The sequence below is a fragment of the Klebsiella sp. HMSC25G12 genome (assembly GCF_001807705.1).
Classification (GTDB): domain Bacteria; phylum Pseudomonadota; class Gammaproteobacteria; order Enterobacterales; family Enterobacteriaceae; genus Klebsiella; species Klebsiella variicola.
In genome coordinates this window covers 48,160-67,665 of sequence record NZ_KV789895.1, presented here as the reverse complement: position 1 = coordinate 67,665, position 19,506 = coordinate 48,160, and the positions used below count along the sequence as shown (strand labels likewise).

Genomic DNA, 19,506 nt, shown 5'->3' with positions numbered 1-19,506 from the left:
GTTGTTTATTAATCTTAATTTAAAGGAATAAATAAAATGTTTAAGTTTAAAGCTTCTTATGTCGCGCTGGCGGCAGTATTAACCTCGTCGGTGGTTTATGCCGACCCGACCAGCTATACGCATTCGTCCGGCGCCACGGTTATTGATATTGAAAAGCCGAACGCCGCCGGCGTCTCCCATAACCTGTACCGCGACTTCAACGTCGGTACTAATGGCACCGTCCTTAATAACAGCGGCGAGGATGTCAGCCACGGTACGTTGGGCAATATTGCCCGCAACAACAACCTGACCGCCGGCAGCGCCTCGGTGATTTTGAACGAGGTGACCTCCAAAAACGCCAGTAGCCTGAAGGGCTTTATCGAAGTTAACGGTCAGAAAGCGGACGTGGTGATCGCCAACCCGAACGGCATCACCTGCTCCGGCTGTAGCTTTGTCAATACCAACAAGGCCATCCTGACCACCGGTAAAGTCAACATGACCAGCGACGGCGCCATCGGCAGCTATACCGTAACGGGCGGCACCCTCACCATCGGCGAAAATGGCATGAACGCCGCTAACGGCTACGCGGTTCTGCTCGCCGACGCGATTAAGATTAACGGTAAAGTACAGGCCAATAATGCCCTGGTCAGCGCAGGTCGCTTCACCATGGATAACAGCTCTGGCGCGATAACCTCTGCAGGTAAACAAGCGACGCTTATCGAAATGACGATCAACCCGCAGTACAGCATCGACGTCAGCAGCCTTGGCGGCATCACCGCCAACAGCATCAGCATGGTCGGCAATAACATCGGCTTTGGCGTACGTAACCAGGGCTCCATTGTCGCCAATAGCACGCTGCAGCTCACCAGCAACGGTAACCTGCTAAATAAAGGGACGATAAAAGGCAACGGTCTGCTGAGCCAGGTTTCCACCGCCACGGGTATCACCAATAACGGCAGCATCGCTGGCGCCTATTATTTAATGCTTTCCAGCGGCGACTATATCGTCAACGTCGGCTCCCTCACCGGCGGCCAGCTGATTGCCTCCGCCAACGGCAATATCACTAACGGCGACTCAGGCACAATGACCGGCACCAGCGGACTTAGCCTGACCAGCGGCGGGAAAATCCGCAATGAGGCCAAAGCGTCCCTGCTGTCGAATAACCAGATTGCCGCCACGGCAATCGGTGATTTCCTCAATGAAGGCAAAATCAGCGCCAAAAACACCAGCCTGACGTTTGTTGGCAGCAGCTTTAAGAATACCGGCAACATTAATTCTACCGGCCAAACCACCGTTCAGTCCCTTAAGCAGGATGGCAGCACCAATACGGGCGAGATCTATAACCTCGGCAATATCACCGGCGAAAATATCAATCTGCAGACCAACGGCACGCTGGCGCAAAGCACCAGCGGTCGCATGGAGGCCACCAATGCCATTACCGCTCACAGCTACTGGCTGAATCAAAATGGTTATATGAAAGCGGCCGATATCACCACCCATCATGCTGTGGTGAATAACACCGGTACTATCACAGCGGGTAATATTGCCCTGACTTCCACTGGAAACATCGTTAATGAGGGCACCTTCTCCAGCACAGGCGACATGCTGCTGGATGCCCGAAATAATAGCACTATCAGCAATTACTCGTTGATTAAAGCGGGTGGTACGCTGACGATGAACGCGAAAAAGGTCATCAACAGCGGTCGTGGCTGCGGCTGGTTAGGGTTTAACACTTGTGACGTCGGCACCTTGAGCGCGAACAAGTTGATTCTCAACTCCTCGCACAGCTATGCCAGCAACATGGGTGGCTATCAGTATTTCAAGAGTACCGAAATCAACACCGTGAAATAAGACAAACCACGATGCGCGCAGCCTCGCGCATCGTTTTTCGCACCGCTTAGGGTTCGAAGGGCCGACGCTGGAACTGATCGTGGCCACACTTCGGACAGCGCGGCAGCACGTCCGGGGTATACACTGCCAGGTGATAGTGGCACTTCTCGCAGACCAGATTGCCCAGGCCGACCACCTCACCGCTGTGGTACACGCCGTGGTGATTCAGATCCTGAAAGACTTCGCGCCACTCGAGCTGCGTTTTGTCGGTGATATCAGCCAGTTCCTGCCACAGGCTCTCTTTGATCACCCGCATAAACACGCTGTCGCTCTCGTCTTCATGACTCTCTTCGTAGCTGCGGGCAAACTCCTCGAGATCGCGTTTTACTGCCGCAATCACCGACTCGATCTCGCTCTGCGTGAGATCGCCGGCGCGGGCGATTTTTTCCCGCGCCTGTGTCACCAGCGCGTCGATATCGCGCTCTCCATGGCGGAGCCGTTCGCTGAGCGAGGAGACCAGTTCACGGTAATATTGAGCAACCTTGTTCATCATTTCGCCTCCGGTGTGGTTAACGTCTTCTGATAATAGACCTTATTCCTCTCCCGCTGTGTCTGACAAGCCACAGAGTCGCGAAATAATCAGCGCGGCTTTTGCCGATGTTAATGTGCGAAAGGCTGTTTTGACGGGGGCGTTTGGGCTATGCTATGCCGATCTGAAATAACACATCCATTGGCTACATTTTGTAGCTGTATTGAAAACAGGACCACTGGCTGCCATGCAAGAGCAATACCGCCCGGAAGAGATAGAATCGAAAGTCCAGCTTCACTGGGACGAAAATCGTACATTTGAAGTAACTGAAGACGAGAGCAAAGAGAAGTATTACTGCCTGTCGATGCTTCCTTATCCTTCTGGTCGACTACACATGGGTCACGTGCGTAACTACACCATCGGCGACGTGATTGCCCGCTACCAGCGTATGCTGGGCAAAAACGTCCTGCAGCCGATTGGCTGGGATGCGTTTGGTCTGCCGGCGGAAGGCGCGGCAGTGAAAAACAACACCGCGCCAGCACCGTGGACCTACGACAACATCGCCTACATGAAAAACCAGCTCAAAATGCTGGGTTTTGGCTATGACTGGAGCCGCGAGCTGGCGACCTGCACCCCGGAATACTACCGCTGGGAGCAGAAGTTCTTCACCGAGCTGTACAAAAAAGGGCTGGTATACAAGAAAACCTCCGCGGTGAACTGGTGCCCGAACGACCAGACCGTACTGGCCAACGAACAGGTTATCGACGGCTGCTGCTGGCGCTGCGATACCAAAGTCGAGCGTAAAGAGATCCCGCAGTGGTTTATTAAAATCACCGCCTACGCCGATGAACTGCTGAACGATCTGGATAAACTGGATCACTGGCCAGACACCGTAAAGACCATGCAGCGCAACTGGATCGGCCGTTCCGAAGGGGTGGAAATCTCCTTTGACGTCAACAACTACGCCGATAAGCTGACCGTCTACACCACCCGTCCGGACACCTTTATGGGCTGCACCTACCTGGCTGTCGCGGCGGGTCACCCGCTGGCGCAGCAGGCTGCAGCGAACAATCCGGCGCTGGCTGCCTTTATCGACGAATGCCGTAATACCAAAGTAGCCGAAGCCGACATGGCGACGATGGAGAAAAAAGGCGTCGATACCGGGTTTAAAGCCATTCACCCGCTGACCGGCGAAGAAATTCCTGTCTGGGCGGCAAACTTCGTGCTGATGGAATATGGCACCGGCGCGGTCATGGCCGTTCCGGGTCACGACCAGCGTGACTATGAGTTCGCCAGCAAGTACGGTCTGAACATCAAGCCGGTTATCCTCGCCGCTGACGGCAGCGAGCCGGATCTCTCCGCGCAGGCGCTGACCGAGAAAGGCGTCCTGTTTAACTCCGGCGAGTTCAGCGGCCTCGATTATGAAGCCGGCTTCAACGCCATTGCCGACAAACTGGCAGCCATGGGCGTAGGCGAGCGTAAAATTAACTACCGTCTGCGTGACTGGGGTGTGTCCCGTCAACGCTACTGGGGTGCGCCGATCCCGATGGTGACCCTGGAAGATGGCACCGTGCTGCCGACCCCGGAAGATCAACTGCCGGTGATCCTGCCGGAAGATGTGGTCATGGACGGCATCACCAGCCCGATCAAAGCCGATCCTGAATGGGCGAAGACCACCGTTAACGGTCAGCCGGCGCTGCGTGAAACCGACACCTTTGACACCTTTATGGAATCCTCCTGGTACTATGCGCGCTACACCTGCCCGCAGTATCAGGAAGGGATGCTGGATTCGAAAGCGGCCAACTACTGGCTGCCGGTAGATATCTACATCGGCGGTATCGAACACGCCATCATGCACCTGCTCTACTTCCGCTTCTTCCACAAGCTGATGCGCGACGCGGGCATGGTCAACTCCGATGAGCCGGCGAAGCAGCTGCTGTGCCAGGGCATGGTGCTGGCTGACGCCTTCTACTATGTAGGCGAAAACGGCGAACGTAACTGGGTTTCCCCGGTTGACGCCATCGTTGAGCGCGACGAAAAAGGCCGCATCGTGAAAGCGAAAGACGCGGCAGGCCATGAGCTGGTGTACACCGGCATGAGCAAGATGTCCAAGTCGAAAAACAACGGCATCGACCCGCAGGTGATGGTTGAGCGTTATGGCGCGGATACCGTGCGTCTGTTCATGATGTTTGCGTCCCCGGCGGATATGACCCTCGAGTGGCAGGAATCTGGCGTTGAAGGGGCTAACCGCTTCCTGAAACGCGTCTGGAAACTGGTCTACGAGCACACCACCAAAGGGGACGTTGCGGCACTGAACGTGGCGGCGCTGAGTGAAGATCAGAAAGCGCTGCGTCGCGATATTCACAAAACGATCGCCAAAGTGACCGATGACATCGGCCGTCGTCAGACCTTCAACACCGCCATCGCGGCGATCATGGAGCTGATGAACAAGCTGGCGAAAGCGCCGCAGGAAGACGAACAGGATCGTGCCCTGATGCAGGAAGCGCTGCTGGCGGTGGTGCGTATGCTGAACCCGTTCACCCCGCACGCCAGCTTCACCCTGTGGCGCGAGCTGAACGGCGAAGGCGATATCGACAACGCGCCGTGGCCGGTGGCGGATGAAAGCGCGATGGTGGAAGACAGCACCCTCGTCGTCGTCCAGGTCAATGGCAAAGTTCGTGGTAAAATTACCGTTGCGGTAGATGCAACTGAAGAGCAGGTCCGCGAGCGTGCCGGCCAGGAGCATCTGGTCGCGAAATATCTCGACGGTAAAACCGTGCGTAAAGTGATTTACGTTCCGGGTAAACTGCTCAATCTGGTCGTTGGCTAAGCGCGGGAGGAAGCGTGCGATATCTGGTAACAATGTTGTTATCCCTGGCGGTGCTTGTCACCGCCGGCTGTGGCTGGCATCTGCGTAGCACTACGAAGGTGCCCACCACCATGAAAACCATGATTCTTCAGTCGAGCGATCCGAACGGACCGTTAAGTCGCGCGGTACGTAATCAGCTGCGTCTTAATGGCGTGGACCTGATCGACGCCAGCACGCTGCGTAAAGATGTTCCTTCTCTGCGCCTCGATGGTTCGTCGATTCAGAAAGATACCGCCTCGGTGTTCCAGGATGGTCGTACCGCGGAATATCAGATGGTCATGACCGTTCATGCCAGCGTCCTGATCCCGGGTCACGATATCTATCCGATTACCACCAAGGTCTATCGTTCGTTCTTCGATAACCCGCAGGCGGCGTTAGCGAAAGACGCCGAGCAGGATATGATTATCCAGGAAATGTACGACAAAGCGGCGGAACAGCTGATTCGTAAGCTGCCGAGCGTGCAGGTTGCAGATGTTGAAGCAACCCAGCAGGAAGAGAAACCGGTCGCCGGCAGCACGGCACCGGCTTCCTCGGGTAACCGCGTCTCCACCACTCTGGGTCAATGATGATTCGGTTGTACCCGGAACAACTCCGCGCGCAGCTCACTGAAGGGCTGCGCGCGGCCTATCTGCTGCTTGGCAACGATCCCCTGCTGTTGCAGGAAAGCCAGGACGCCATTCGCGAAGCCGCTGCCGCCCAGGGCTTTACCGAGCACCACACCTTCACCATCGATAACAGTACCGACTGGCAGGCGATTTTCGCGTTAAGCCAGGCGTTGAGTCTGTTCTCCAGCCGGCAAACGCTGCTGCTAATCCTGCCGGAAAACGGCCCTAACGCGGCGATCAACGAACAGCTGGCGACCCTGATCGGCCTGCTGCACGACGACCTGCTGCTGATAGTTCGCGGGAATAAGCTGACCAAAGCCCAGGAGAATGCCGCGTGGCTTACCGCCCTGGCGCAGCGGGCCGTCCAGGTCAGTTGCCAGACGCCGGAATACGCGCAGCTGCCGCGCTGGCTGGCCGCCCGGGCCAAACAGCATCAGCTGCAGCTCGACGACGCGGCCAGTCAGCTGCTGTGCTACTGTTACGAAGGTAATCTGCTGGCGCTGGCGCAGGCGCTGGAGCGTCTGGCGCTGCTCTGGCCGGACGGTAAGCTGACCCTGCCCCGGGTTGAGCAGGCGGTAAACGATGCCGCCCACTTTACCCCTTACCATTGGGTCGATGCGCTACTGGCAGGCAAAAGCAAGCGCGTGCTACATGTTCTGCAACAGCTCCGCCTTGAAGGCTGCGAGCCGGCGATCCTGCTGCGTACGCTACAGCGGGAGCTGCTGCTGCTGGTCACGCTCAAACGCCAGTCGACGCACACGCCGCTGCGCTCGCTTTTTGATAAACATCGGGTCTGGCAAAACCGCCGTCAGCTGCTCAGCGATGCCCTCGCCCGACTGAGCGGGGAACAGTTGCGCCAGGCGGTGACCCTCCTGACCCGCGCGGAACTGACCTTTAAACAGGATTACGGGCACGACGTCTGGCCCGAACTGGAAAGTCTTTCGTTGTTGCTCTGCCACAAAGCCCTGGCGGACGTTTTTATTGATGGTTGATATGACTCAGTTACAGGCAATCTATGGCGGCACCTTCGATCCGGTGCATTATGGTCACCTCAAGCCGGTCGAGATCCTGGCGAATCAGATTGGCCTGAGCAAGGTCATCATCATGCCTAACAACGTCCCGCCGCACCGTCCCCAGCCGGAAGCCACCAGCGCCCAGCGTGTGCATATGCTTAAGCTGGCGATTGCCGATAAACCGCTGTTCACGCTCGACGAACGCGAGTTGCAGCGTGACACCCCCTCCTGGACAGCAGACACGCTGCAGGCATGGAGGCAGGAGCAGGGGTCAGAAAAACCGCTGGCGTTTATCATCGGCCAGGATTCGTTGCTCACCTTCCCCACCTGGCACCGCTATGAAACCATCCTTGATAACGTTCATCTGATCGTCTGCCGCCGCCCGGGTTACCCGCTGACCATGGCGCACGACGCGGATCAGCAGTGGCTGGACCGTCACTTAACCCACGACGTAGAGCGCCTGCATAACCGCCCCGCCGGGGCCATCTACCTGGCGGAGACGCCGTGGTTCGATATCTCGGCGACGATTATCCGCCAGCGCCTCGAGCGCGGGGAATCCTGCGCCGAGATGCTGCCGGCCACCGTGCTGGACTACATCCGCGAGCAGGGACTCTATTGCTGACCCCGGACTGGGCCCGACGCTAAAAAAGCGCTATCGTAGCGCCACGTCTCCACCGCCTGTCTGAGCATCATCATGAAATTATGGTTAGTTCGCCACGGCGAAACCGAAGCCAACGTTGCCGGGTTATACAGCGGCCACGCCCCCACTCCGCTGACGCCACGCGGCGTCGCCCAGGCGCGAGCGCTCGGCGAACGGCTGCGGGCAGTACCTTTCGACAAAGTCATCTGTAGCGAGCTGGCGCGTACCGCGAGGACGGCCGATCTGCTGCTTGGCGATCGCCATATCCCGCGTGAGTGCCATGCCGCGCTCAATGAAATGTTTTTCGGCGACTGGGAGATGCGTCATCATCGCGATCTCCAGCGGGAGGATGCACAAAACTATGCCGCGTGGTGTGCTGACTGGCAGCACGTGGCCCCCACCAACGGCGAAAGCTTTCAGAATTTTGCCCGCCGCGTCAGCGAATTCACCACAACGCTGGCCGACTGCCGCCATCTTGACCACCTGCTGATTGTCGGCCATCAGGGCGTCCTGAGCCTGCTGACGGCCCTGCTGTTGCAGATGCCCGCGGCGGCGATGTGGCATTTCCCGATTGCCCATGGCGCCTGGAGCCTCCTCGATATGCGCGACGATTTCACCACCCTGCGCGTATTAAATAGCCAGGCCGTCTGGCAGCCGCAAGAAGAATTCCCGCCAGACCATTGACAGGCCAGAGCAGGCTGCTATTCTCCGCTGCCGGGCAGCATCCGCCACAGCATGTTTGCAGAAATTGTTTTACAAAAATGGCGATGCAATCCGCGGCGAGGGATGGGATGATACCCCGCCACGAACGCCTGCCGACAGACATTTCACCCGACTTTTTCATCAGTTCAGGTATACTGTCAGGCTCTTTATCATTATCAATCTTCATGCACCCAGGGGGAACACTTGCAGGGTAAAGCACTCCAGGATTTTGTTATCGACAAAATTGATGACCTGAAAGGTCAGGACATCGTCGCCATTGATGTACATGGCAAATCCAGCATCACCGATTGCATGATTATCTGCACCGGCACCTCTACCCGTCACGTGATGTCCATCGCTGACCACGTGGTTCAGGAATCCCGCGCCGCCGGCATGCTGCCGCTGGGCGTTGAAGGGGAAGCCGCCGCCGACTGGATCGTCGTCGACCTCGGCGACGTGATGGTTCACGTCATGCAGGAAGAGAGCCGTCGTCTGTACGAGCTGGAAAAACTCTGGAGTTAATGCGTGAAGTTGCAGCTGGTGGCCGTTGGCACCAAAATGCCGGACTGGGTACAGACCGGCTTTAGCGAGTATCTGCGCCGTTTTCCCAAAGATATGCCGTTTGAACTGGTGGAGATCCCCGCCGGTAAACGCGGCAAGAACGCCGATATCAAGCGCATCCTCGAAAAAGAGGGCGAGATGATGTTGGCCGCTGCCGGTAAGAACCGTATCGTGACCCTGGATATTCCGGGAAAACCATGGGATACGCCGCAGCTGGCGCGCGAACTGGAACGCTGGAAACAGGACGGGCGCGACGTCAGTTTGCTGGTAGGCGGCCCGGAAGGCCTCTCTCCAGCCTGTAAAGCAGCGGCGGAACAGAGTTGGTCGCTCTCCACCCTCACCTTACCTCACCCGCTGGTGCGCGTACTGGTGGCCGAGAGTCTGTATCGGGCGTGGAGCATTACCACCAACCACCCGTACCACCGTGAGTAATGATGATCAGGGTAGACTAAGCAGCGAATGAAATTACAGAATTCTTTCCGCGACTATACGGCTGAATCCTCGCTGTTCGTGCGCCGGGCGCTGGTCGCTTTTTTGGGGATTTTGCTGCTTACCGGCGTTCTGGTCGCCAACCTGTACAATGTGCAAATCGTTCGCTTCAATGATTATCAGACGCGTTCGAACGAAAACCGCATCAAGCTGGTACCGATCCCGCCGAGCCGCGGCATTATTTACGATCGCAACGGCACCCCGCTGGCGCTTAACCGCACCATTTATCAGCTGGAGATGATGCCGGAGAAAGTCGATAACGTGCAGCAGACGCTGGATGCGCTGCGTGACGTCGTCGATTTAACCGACGATGATATCGCCGGCTTCAAAAAGGAGCGCGCACGCTCCCATCGCTTTACCTCGATTCCGGTAAAGGTCAACCTCAGTGAAGTGCAGGTTGCCCGCTTTGCCGTCAACCAGTACCGCTTTCCCGGCGTGGAAGTCAAAGGCTACAAGCGTCGTTATTATCCCTATAACTCGGCGCTGACGCACGTCATTGGCTACGTCTCAAAAATTAACGATAAAGACGTCGACCGCCTCGACAAAGAAGGCAAGCTGGCTAACTACGCCTCGACCCACGACATCGGTAAGCTGGGTATTGAGCGTTATTATGAGGATGTCCTGCACGGTCAGACCGGCTACGAAGAGGTTGAAGTGAACAACCGCGGCCGCGTTATTCGACAACTGAAAGAGGTGCCGCCGCAGGCCGGACGCGATATCTACCTCACTCTCGATCTCAAGCTGCAGCAGTATATCGAAACCCTGCTGGCCGGTAGCCGTGCCGCCGTGGTGGTCACCGATCCGCGTACCGGGGCCGTTCTGGCGCTGGTATCTACGCCAAGCTATGACCCGAACCTGTTCGTCGACGGCATCTCCAGTAAAGATTACTCCGGCCTGCTCAACGATCCGAACACGCCGCTGGTCAACCGCGCGACGCAGGGGGTCTACCCGCCGGCGTCAACGGTAAAACCGTACGTCGCCGTCTCGGCGCTGAGCGCCGGGGTGATCACCCGCAATACCAGCCTGTTCGACCCAGGCTGGTGGCAGCTGCCTGGCTCCGATAAACGCTATCGTGACTGGAAAAAATGGGGCCACGGCCACCTGAACGTCACCAAAGCGCTGGAGGAGTCTGCGGATACCTATTTCTATCAGGTCGCCTATGACATGGGCATCGATCGCCTCTCTGAGTGGATGAGCAAGTTTGGCTACGGCCACTACACCGGTATCGACCTTTCTGAAGAGCGCTCGGGCAACATGCCAACCCGCGAATGGAAGCTCAAGCGCTTCAAGAAACCCTGGTACCAGGGGGACACCATTCCGGTGGGCATCGGTCAGGGGTACTGGACTGCCACCCCCATCCAGATGAACAAGGCGCTGATGATCCTGATTAACGACGGGGTGGTGAAAGTGCCGCACCTGCTGCAAAGCACCGTGGAAGACGGCAAGCCCGTTCCGTGGGTTCAGCCGCATGAGCCGCCGGTGGGCGACATCCATTCCGGCTACTGGGAAATCGCCAAAGACGGCATGTTCGGCGTGGCCAACCGCGGCAACGGCACCGCGCACAAATATTTCGCCAGCGCGCCGTATAAGATCGCGGCCAAGTCCGGTACCGCCCAGGTGTTCGGCCTGAAGGCCAACGAAACCTATAACGCGCACCGCATCTCTGAACGTCTGCGCGACCATAAACTGATGACGGCGTTTGCGCCTTATAACAACCCTCAGGTTGCCGTGGCGATGATCCTGGAAAACGGCGGCGCCGGCCCGGCGGTCGGCACCATTATGCGACAAATCCTTGATCACATTATGCTGGGCGATAACAACACCACGCTGCCAAGCGAAAACCCGGCGGTCACCGCAGGGGAGGATCAATAATGACGGATAATCCGAACAAAAAATCGCTGTGGGATAAAATCCATCTTGACCCCACCATGCTGCTGATCCTGCTGGCGCTACTGACCTACAGCGCGCTGGTTATCTGGAGCGCCAGCGGTCAGGACGTCGGCATGATGGAACGTAAAATCGGCCAGATCGCCATGGGCGTGGTGATCATGATCGTCATGGCGCAGATCCCACCGCGGGTCTATGAAGGCTGGGCGCCCTATCTTTATATTTTCTGTATTATTCTGCTGGTGGCCGTTGATGCTTTCGGCGCTATCTCCAAAGGGGCGCAGCGCTGGCTGGATCTCGGTATCGTCCGCTTTCAGCCGTCGGAGATAGCGAAAATCGCCGTGCCGCTGATGGTCGCGCGCTTTATTAACCGCGACGTCTGTCCGCCGTCGCTGAAGAACACCGCGATTGCGCTGGTGCTGATCTTCCTGCCGACCCTGCTGGTGGCAGCGCAGCCCGACCTCGGCACCTCGATTCTGATCGCCCTCTCCGGGCTGTTTGTGCTGTTCCTTTCCGGTCTAAGCTGGCGTCTTATCGGGATCGCCGTGGTGCTGGTCGCCGCCTTTATACCGATCCTGTGGTTCTTCCTGATGCATGACTATCAGCGCCAGCGCGTGATGATGCTCCTCGACCCGGAAACCGACCCGCTGGGCGCCGGCTATCACATTATTCAGTCTAAAATTGCCATTGGCTCCGGCGGTCTGCGCGGCAAAGGCTGGCTGCACGGCACGCAGTCGCAGCTGGAGTTCCTGCCGGAACGCCACACCGACTTTATCTTCGCCGTGCTGGCCGAAGAGCTGGGGCTGATTGGTGTGCTGATCCTGCTGGCGCTCTATATTCTGCTGATCATGCGCGGGCTGTGGATCGCCGCCCAGGCGCAAACCACCTTTGGCCGGGTCATGGCCGGTGGTTTAATGTTGATTTTATTCGTTTATGTCTTCGTAAATATTGGTATGGTGAGTGGTATTTTACCGGTGGTGGGCGTACCGTTGCCGCTGGTGAGCTACGGGGGCTCCGCCCTGATCGTATTGATGGCCGGGTTTGGTATCGTGATGTCGATCCATACCCACAGAAAAATGTTGTCGAAAAGCGTTTAAAGGGGTTTGCAATGCGTAAGCAATGGCTGGGGATCTGCATAGCAGCGGGGCTGCTGGCGGCATGTTCGAGTGATGACGTGCAACAAAAAACGGTCAGTACTCCACAGCCGGCCGTCTGTAATGGCCCGACGGTTGAGATCAGCGGCGCCGATCCGCAGTATGAAACGCCGAACGCCACGGCGAATCAGGATTATGAGCGCGACGGTAAAAGCTATAAAATCGTTCAGGATCCGGCCAACTTTACGCAGGCTGGTTTTGCGGCGATCTATGACGCGGAACCTAACAGTAACCTGACCGCCAGCGGCGAAACCTTCGATCCGACCCAGTTGACCGCGGCGCACCCCACGCTGCCAATCCCGAGCTATGCGCGGATCACCAACCTCGCTAACGGCCGCATGATCGTCGTGCGGATTAACGATCGCGGCCCGTATGGTAACGATCGCGTTATCTCGCTCTCCCGTGCGTCTGCTGACCGTCTGAACACCTCGAACAACACCAAGGTGCGTATCGACCCCATCATCGTTGCGCCTGACGGTTCGCTTTCCGGTCCGGGAATGGCCTGCACCACCGTCGCCAAACAGACGTACGCCCTGCCCGCCCGACCGAATCTGGACGGCGGTGACGCCACAGGTATGAACCAGCCTGCGCCTGCCGACGTTCGCCCGATCAGCAACAGCACGCTGAAGCCGGAAGACGGCGTCGGCGCGCCGGTGAACAGCGGCGGTTTCCTCGGTGCCCCGACGCCGCTGAACAGCGGCGTGCTGGAGAGTAGCGAGCCGGCAGCCACGACCGCTGCCACTGCGGCCCCTGCTGCTGCCGTCGCGACGCAAACGGCTCCCGTCACCGCGCCAGGCTCCATCCAGGGTAGCGTAGCGGCGACAGCGGCCACTGCCGCGACCGCCAGCGCCGTTGCCGCCTCCTCTACCGCCACCTCCAGCGCCAGCGGTAATTTTGTCGTCCAGGTTGGCGCAGTGAGCGACCAGGCGCGGGCGCAGCAGTATCAGCAGCGCCTGAGCCAGCAGTTCTCGGTGCCAGGCCGGGTCACGCAAAACGGCGCGGTATGGCGTATTCAGCTGGGCCCGTTTGCTGATAAGGCGCAGGCCAGCGCCGTTCAGCAGCGCCTGCAAAGCGAAGCGCAGCTGCAGTCCTTTATTACTCGCGCCAACTAAACGCCGCGGGCAGCCCGTTCACCTTGCGCATGTAAAAGTCATTAACAAACTCATGCGCAATGTCGGATGCTGGCCCGCAGAGCATTTGCTATAGTAAGGCACTTTTTTTAACTCCATCACGGATGCCGTTGTTCTGACCATGAAGACCTCTTTCACCGCTCGTTTACTCATCACGGCGCTCTCCGTTGCAGCGCTCTCCTCCGCTGCCCGCGCCGATGACCTGAATATCAAAACGATGATCCCAGGCGCCCCGCAGATTGACGCCGAATCCTGGGTGCTTATTGATTACAACTCCGGCAAAGTGTTGGCGGAAAATAACGCCGACTCCCGTCGCGACCCGGCCAGTCTGACCAAAATGATGACCAGCTATGTCATCGGTCAGGCGATGAAAGCGGGTAAATTCAAAGAGTCCGATCTGGTCACTGTCGGCAACGATGCCTGGGCCACCGGCAACCCGGTTTTCAAAGGCTCTTCTCTGATGTTCCTCAAGCCGGGGATGCAGGTTCCGGTTTCGCAGCTGATCCGGGGTATCAACCTGCAGTCGGGTAACGATGCCTGCGTGGCCATGGCCGACTATGTTGCCGGTAGCCAGGACGCCTTCGTCAGCCTGATGAACAACTATGTTAACGCCCTGGGCCTGAAAAACACCCATTTCCAGACCGTTCACGGCCTCGATGCTGACGGACAGTACAGTTCCGCGCGCGACATGGCGCTGATTGGCCAGGCGCTGATCCGCGATGTGCCGAACGAGTACTCTATCTATCGTGAGAAAGAGTTCACTTTCAACGGCATCCGCCAGCTGAACCGTAACGGCCTGCTGTGGGATAACAGCCTGAACGTCGACGGCATCAAAACGGGTCATACCGACAAAGCGGGCTACAACCTCGTCGCCTCTGCCACCGAAGGCCAGATGCGTCTTATCTCGGCGGTGATGGGCGGACGTACTTTCAAAGGTCGTGAGTCGGAAAGCAAAAAACTGCTGACCTGGGGCTTCCGCTTCTTTGAAACCGTCAACCCGATCAAAGCCGGCAAAGAGTTTGCTTCCGAACCGGCCTGGTTCGGTGACAGCGATCGCGCCTCGCTGGGGGTGGATAAAGATGTCTACCTGACCATCCCGCGTGGCCGGATGAAAGATCTGAAAGCCAGCTATGTGCTGAATAACACTGAACTGCACGCCCCGCTGCAGAAAAACCAGGTGGTCGGCACCATCAACTTCCAGTTGGATGGTAAAACTATCGATCAGCGCCCGCTGGTGGTGCTGCAGGAAATCCCGGAAGGGAATTTCTTTGGCAAAATTATTGATTACATTAAGTTAATGTTCCACCACTGGTTTGGTTAAAAATTGAACACTTGAAAGTGTGATTTCCATCCCCATATACTATTTATCCAAGTAACCTGATAACTCCCGCCCTTGGTGGGAGTTATTATTTTGTCGTAACACCGGAGCTGACATGAAAACCAAACTTAACGAACTGCTGGAATTCCCTACCCCCTTTACTTACAAAGTAATGGGACAGGCGTTGCCGGAGCTGGTTGATCAGGTGGTGGAAGTGGTACAGCGCCATGCGCCTGGTGATTACTCGCCGTCAGTAAAACCGAGCAGCAAAGGTAACTACCACTCGGTCTCCATCACCATCAACGCCACCCACATTGAGCAGGTGGAAACGCTGTACGAAGAGTTAGGCAATATCGATATCGTACGGATGGTGCTGTAACCTTTTCCCCGACCCGGCCGCCGTGCCGGGTCCTTTCATCCCCTTCCGCCCTGCTGTGATATACTCCCCGCCCTGAGTCCTCTCTTCCCGGCGGAGATGTTGTTTTGCAGCACAATAAAATTCTTATCCGGCAGCTTGGCCTGCAACCATACGAACCCATCTCGCAGGCGATGCATGAATTCACCGACGCCCGCGATGAAGACACCCTCGACGAGATCTGGCTGGTGGAACATCACCCGGTCTTCACTCAGGGCCAGGCAGGCAAAGCGGAACACGTGCTGGTGCCCGGCGATATTCCGGTGATCCAGAGCGATCGCGGCGGCCAGGTGACCTATCACGGTCCAGGACAGCAGGTAATGTATGTTCTGTTGAACCTTAAACGCCGCAAGCTGGGTGTGCGCGAGCTGGTGACGCTGCTGGAGCAAACGGTCGTTAATACCCTGGCCGAGTATGGCATCGAATCGCATCCCCGCGCCGATGCCCCAGGGGTCTACGTCGGCGATCGCAAAATCTGCTCACTGGGACTGCGGATCCGCAAAGGGTGCTCTTTCCACGGTCTGGCGCTCAATATCGCGATGGATCTCGCGCCATTTCTGCGCATCAATCCCTGCGGCTATGCCGGCATGGAGATGACGCAAATGCGCCAGTGGCAGCCAGAGGTGACTCCAGAGACGGTCGCCCCGCGGCTGGTCGCCAATCTGCTGGCGCTGCTGAACCATCCCCCGCACGAATATCTCCCCCAGCAGTAAACGGTAGATCAGCGCCCCGCAGGCAGCGGGGCGCTAAACGATTAACACATTATTTTTGCAATCAATTGTCACGTACGGGAGGCGGTGGGCCGCTATACTTGCCCTATCATTCCCAACCGGACTCATCGCGTGCCAGAGAATACGTCTCCGTCAGAATCCCCTGAACGACAGGATGAACGTTATGACCGCCAGATGTTTCGCATCCTGCGCAATATTGACCTCAACCTGTTAACCATCTTCGAAGCCGTTTACGTCCATAAAGGCATCGTCAACGCCGCTAAGATACTGAATATCACGCCATCGGCTATTAGCCAGTCGATTAACAAACTGCGGGCGCTTTTTCCTGACCCGCTGTTTATCCGCAAGGGGCAAGGTGTGATGCCCACCGCGTATGCTACCCATCTTCATCAGTACATCAGCCGGGGTATGGAGGCTTTCCTCAGTGCGCTGGATATCGCTGGTAGCCCCCACCAGCAGCGGGTGATCACTATCGCCACCACGCCAGGCATGGGGGCGCTACTGATACCCATCGTGGCCAGTGCGCTAAAACCGGCCTTTCCGCAGATCCTGTTGCACAACATCGCCATCACCGACGCCGCGCGGCAGCTCGACCAGCGCCAGGTGGATCTGTTAATTGACACTCATCTGCACAGCGGCCAGGCGATAAGCCATCATGTGCTGTACCAGGATCGGGTACGGATGTACTGCCGTGCTGAGCACCCTGCGCTGCACGGCCCACAGGATGAAGCCCATCTCGCTCAGTATGAATTTGCGCTGCTGCTTCCGGAAGGCCAGCGCTACCCCACCCTTCACCGCCGCCTGCAGGAAGAGATGGGCGAACGACGCTGCGGATTCAGCACCTTTAACCTGCTGACCCAGGCAGCCATGATCGCCGAGAGCGACATGCTGGGGCTGACCACCGAGCGCCTGTTCGCCATGGTATCCCGGCTCTGGCCACTGCAAACCCTGGATTTTCACTCCCTGCAGGACGAAAAAATTAATGTTGCGCTGCACTACAATAAGCAAAGCGGGAAGGAGCCATTGCTGAAAGAAATTATCGAGACGGTAATCCAGGCGTTTAAGGCGTAGCGCACGGAAAGGAAAAGGATAAAACAACAACTATTTTACAATTTGCGAGGCAGGCAGGCTGCTTTCTGCCCCTTTTCAATGGTATACTGCCTGCTCTTGATTCAAAAATAGTTGATAATTGCAACATTTCATTGAATTAATTCGCTTTCCTTCGTGACTCGCAACTGGAACACGCACGCTATGAGTAAACCCATTGTGATGGAACGCGGTGTTAAGTACCGCGACGCCGATAAAATGGCCCTTATCCCGGTGAAAAACGTGGCAACTGAGCGTGAAGCTCTGCTCAGAAAACCGGAATGGATGAAAATCAAACTTCCGGCAGATTCGTCCCGTATCCAGGGTATCAAAGCAGCGATGCGTAAGAACGGCCTGCACTCCGTGTGTGAAGAAGCCTCCTGCCCGAACCTTGCAGAATGCTTCAACCACGGTACCGCGACCTTTATGATCCTTGGCGCGATCTGTACCCGTCGCTGCCCGTTCTGCGATGTCGCGCACGGGCGCCCGGTTGCACCAGATGCGAACGAACCACAGAAGCTGGCGCAAACCATCGCTGATATGGGTCTGCGCTACGTCGTGGTCACTTCAGTGGACCGTGACGACCTGCGTGATGGCGGCGCACAGCATTTTGCCGACTGCATCAGCGCCATTCGCGAGAAAAACCCGTCGATTAAGATCGAAACGCTGGTTCCGGATTTCCGCGGCCGCATGGATCGCGCGCTTGATATTCTGACGGTAACCCCGCCGGATGTCTTCAACCATAACCTCGAAAACGTACCTCGTCTCTATCGTCAGGTGCGTCCGGGCGCGGATTACAACTGGTCGCTGAAGCTGCTGGAGCGTTTTAAAGAAGCGCATCCGGAGATCCCGACGAAATCTGGCCTGATGGTCGGTCTGGGCGAAACCAACGACGAGATCATTGAAGTGATGCGCGACCTGCGCCGCCATGGCGTCACCATGCTGACGTTAGGCCAGTATCTGCAGCCGAGCCGTCACCACCTGCCAGTACAGCGCTACGTCAGCCCGGAAGAGTTCGAAGAGATGAAAGCGGAAGCGATGGCGATGGGCTTCACCCACGCCGCCTGCGGTCCCTTCGTTCGCTCTTCCTATCATGCCGACCTGCAGGCTAAAGGAATGGAAGTGAAGTAATTGCCGCTTCTGCCGCTGCGCGCCTTTTCGCCGCAGCGGCCCCTCTCCGCTTCCTCTGCTTCGCGTTTTCGTAACAGTTCGTTGCATCTTTTCTGCGCGGCATCGCCAAAAACGACAAAGGCCGCAACGATATTCGTCGCGGCCTCTTCGCCGTTCCGCCAGCATCCCTCCGGGGGGACGCATCGGATCAATTACTCTTTATGAGAGATCTTCTGCGCCGGCGCTTCTTCTTCCACGGTGGCTTTCTTCGCGCTATCGTCATCCTCGTTCATGGCCTTTTTAAAGCCCTTGATAGCCGAACCCAGGTCGCCGCCCAGCGTACGTAATTTCTTGGTACCAAACACTAAGATAATCAGTGCTGCGACTACCAGCAGTTTGGTAATACTAATCTCACCCATAGCTAACCTTCTTCTCTATACAAGCTGCGAATACGCCATCATACACGCATTTATCCGTCATATTGTAATCCACCTGTGCGTGGGCTGCGTGATTCGGCCCAGAGCCTTCCCCCTGAAGGAGTTAGCGCAGGGGTGTCCGTCCTGACGTGCACAGCGAATTATTAGGATAAACAATACGGGTATTTGACGCGCGGACACAATAGCAATCTGTAACAAGGTGAATCAAGCCCTGTTTAAAAAAACATCACAATAATTGCGGTGGCGCAAATCGTCGGTTCTGCAGTACCGGCAAACGCTCGCGAACCCGCGCAAGGTGCTCGGCGGAGAGATCGGCAAAGATCAGCTGCGGTTCGCTCCCGGCCCCCGCCAGCGTCGTTCCCAGCGGGTCAACAATGCGGCTCTGACCAATATTCCGCGTCCCGCATTCGCCTGCCGCCACGATATAGCAGGTCGTATCGAGCGCGCGCGCCGCCAACAGCGTCGCCCAGTGGTGCTCTTTCTGTGGCCCTCTCACCCATGCGGTGGGCAGTACCAGCAGCTCAGCTCCGTTCAGCGCCAGCGATAGGGCCAGTTCCGGGAAGCGAAGATCGTAGCAGGTCATCAGGCCAACGCGTAACCCCGCCACTTCAATTACCGGCGGGATCTGCTGGCCAGGATCCACCCGCCGCGACTCCTGCATTGCGAAGGCGTCGTATAAATGCAGTTTGTGATAATGGGCTATTACTTCGCCATCCCGCAAGACCACCAGCGTATTGGTCGCACGGCCTTCTGCCGACGGCACATGCAGCGTCAGGACCGTGGTCAAACGGTTACGCCCGCTCTCAGCCAGCAGCAACTGCAAAAACGCCCCATCCAGCGGCTGAGCCGATTTCACTGACATATCCGGGTCGTTGTCATCTCGCGCCAGTAACGCCTCTGGCAGCACCAGCAGCGCCGCCCCTTCACGCGCAGCCTGTTGCATCATCGCCACACAGGTCTGCGCATTCGTCCGCCATACTGGCGTGACGGCAAATTGTCCTGCCGCTACCCGCATGTTTTT

The 19,506-nt window shown here is 57.3% G+C and carries 19 protein-coding genes; 16 read left to right on the top strand and 3 right to left on the bottom strand.

Annotated features, from left to right (window positions below):
* Positions 1-36: 36 nt before the first annotated feature.
* On the top strand, positions 37-1,830 hold the full coding sequence (locus tag HMPREF3096_RS15075) for a filamentous hemagglutinin N-terminal domain-containing protein (protein WP_023297222.1): 1,794 nt from the start codon (positions 37-39) through the stop codon (positions 1,828-1,830).
* 46 nt (positions 1,831-1,876) lie between these two features.
* Here HMPREF3096_RS15075 and HMPREF3096_RS15070 read toward each other — a convergent pair whose 3' ends face one another.
* A complete protein-coding gene (locus tag HMPREF3096_RS15070) occupies positions 1,877-2,359 on the bottom strand; it encodes a zinc ribbon-containing protein (RefSeq protein ID WP_032691348.1) in 483 nt (160 codons plus the stop codon).
* A 226-nt stretch (positions 2,360-2,585) separates the two neighbouring features.
* Here HMPREF3096_RS15070 and leuS point away from each other — a divergent pair, with 226 nt between their 5' ends.
* The 15 genes from leuS to lipA all read left to right on the top strand — a co-directional run bounded on the left by leuS (position 2,586) and on the right by lipA (position 18,069).
* The gene (leuS, locus tag HMPREF3096_RS15065) at positions 2,586-5,168 is read left to right on the top strand and encodes a leucine--tRNA ligase (RefSeq protein WP_012542455.1); all 2,583 of its coding nucleotides are present in this window, start codon (positions 2,586-2,588) and stop codon (positions 5,166-5,168) included.
* Between the two features lie 14 nt (positions 5,169-5,182).
* Positions 5,183-5,773: an LPS assembly lipoprotein LptE gene (lptE, locus tag HMPREF3096_RS15060; RefSeq protein ID WP_008805640.1), complete on the top strand. Its 591-nt coding sequence runs from the start codon at positions 5,183-5,185 to the stop codon at positions 5,771-5,773.
* Positions 5,773-6,804: a DNA polymerase III subunit delta gene (gene holA, locus HMPREF3096_RS15055; protein ID WP_032691138.1), complete on the top strand. Its 1,032-nt coding sequence runs from the start codon at positions 5,773-5,775 to the stop codon at positions 6,802-6,804. The genes lptE and holA overlap by 1 nt, the downstream gene beginning before the upstream one ends.
* Positions 6,797-7,447 carry a nicotinate-nucleotide adenylyltransferase gene (nadD, locus tag HMPREF3096_RS15050; protein ID WP_008805638.1) on the top strand — a complete coding sequence of 217 codons (651 nt, stop codon included), beginning with the start codon at positions 6,797-6,799 and terminating at the stop codon, positions 7,445-7,447. Before holA ends, nadD begins: the two co-directional genes overlap by 8 nt.
* Positions 7,448-7,519: 72 nt before the next feature.
* Entirely contained in the window at positions 7,520-8,149 is a 630-nt protein-coding gene (locus tag HMPREF3096_RS15045; protein WP_032729645.1) for an adenosylcobalamin/alpha-ribazole phosphatase, read from the top strand.
* Between the two features lie 222 nt (positions 8,150-8,371).
* The gene (gene rsfS / locus HMPREF3096_RS15040) at positions 8,372-8,689 is read left to right on the top strand and encodes a ribosome silencing factor (protein ID WP_002894623.1); all 318 of its coding nucleotides are present in this window, start codon (positions 8,372-8,374) and stop codon (positions 8,687-8,689) included.
* 3 nt (positions 8,690-8,692) lie between these two features.
* Positions 8,693-9,160, top strand: coding sequence for a 23S rRNA (pseudouridine(1915)-N(3))-methyltransferase RlmH (rlmH, locus tag HMPREF3096_RS15035; RefSeq protein WP_002894620.1), 468 nt, complete (start codon positions 8,693-8,695; stop codon positions 9,158-9,160).
* A gap of 27 nt (positions 9,161-9,187) precedes the next feature.
* Positions 9,188-11,089 carry a peptidoglycan DD-transpeptidase MrdA gene (gene mrdA, locus HMPREF3096_RS15030; protein WP_008805636.1) on the top strand — a complete coding sequence of 634 codons (1,902 nt, stop codon included), beginning with the start codon at positions 9,188-9,190 and terminating at the stop codon, positions 11,087-11,089.
* Positions 11,089-12,201 (top strand): peptidoglycan glycosyltransferase MrdB, encoded by a 1,113-nt coding sequence (gene mrdB, locus HMPREF3096_RS15025; RefSeq protein WP_008805635.1) that lies wholly within the window; start codon positions 11,089-11,091, stop codon positions 12,199-12,201. Before mrdA ends, mrdB begins: the two co-directional genes overlap by 1 nt.
* A gap of 11 nt (positions 12,202-12,212) precedes the next feature.
* Positions 12,213-13,370, top strand: a complete 1,158-nt coding sequence (rlpA, locus tag HMPREF3096_RS15020; protein WP_022065702.1) for an endolytic peptidoglycan transglycosylase RlpA — start codon at positions 12,213-12,215, stop codon at positions 13,368-13,370.
* Positions 13,371-13,509: 139 nt separating this feature from the next.
* The gene (dacA, locus tag HMPREF3096_RS15015) at positions 13,510-14,709 is read left to right on the top strand and encodes a D-alanyl-D-alanine carboxypeptidase DacA (RefSeq protein WP_008805633.1); all 1,200 of its coding nucleotides are present in this window, start codon (positions 13,510-13,512) and stop codon (positions 14,707-14,709) included.
* A gap of 112 nt (positions 14,710-14,821) precedes the next feature.
* A complete protein-coding gene (gene ybeD / locus HMPREF3096_RS15010) occupies positions 14,822-15,085 on the top strand; it encodes a DUF493 family protein YbeD (protein WP_002894474.1) in 264 nt (87 codons plus the stop codon).
* A 104-nt stretch (positions 15,086-15,189) separates the two neighbouring features.
* The gene (gene lipB, locus HMPREF3096_RS15005) at positions 15,190-15,834 is read left to right on the top strand and encodes a lipoyl(octanoyl) transferase LipB (protein ID WP_012542459.1); all 645 of its coding nucleotides are present in this window, start codon (positions 15,190-15,192) and stop codon (positions 15,832-15,834) included.
* A 129-nt stretch (positions 15,835-15,963) separates the two neighbouring features.
* Positions 15,964-16,923, top strand: coding sequence for a YbeF family transcriptional regulator (locus HMPREF3096_RS15000; protein ID WP_012968702.1), 960 nt, complete (start codon positions 15,964-15,966; stop codon positions 16,921-16,923).
* A gap of 180 nt (positions 16,924-17,103) precedes the next feature.
* Complete coding sequence (gene lipA / locus HMPREF3096_RS14995; RefSeq protein WP_002894467.1) at positions 17,104-18,069, top strand: lipoyl synthase; 966 nt, start codon at positions 17,104-17,106, stop codon at positions 18,067-18,069.
* 191 nt (positions 18,070-18,260) lie between these two features.
* On the opposite strand, the gene tatE is transcribed toward lipA, so the two are convergent.
* Positions 18,261-18,467: a twin-arginine translocase subunit TatE gene (tatE, locus tag HMPREF3096_RS14990; RefSeq protein ID WP_008805630.1), complete on the bottom strand. Its 207-nt coding sequence runs from the start codon at positions 18,465-18,467 to the stop codon at positions 18,261-18,263.
* A gap of 244 nt (positions 18,468-18,711) precedes the next feature.
* Positions 18,712-19,500: a deaminated glutathione amidase gene (locus HMPREF3096_RS14985; RefSeq protein WP_032729643.1), complete on the bottom strand. Its 789-nt coding sequence runs from the start codon at positions 19,498-19,500 to the stop codon at positions 18,712-18,714.
* Positions 19,501-19,506: the final 6 nt, after the last annotated feature.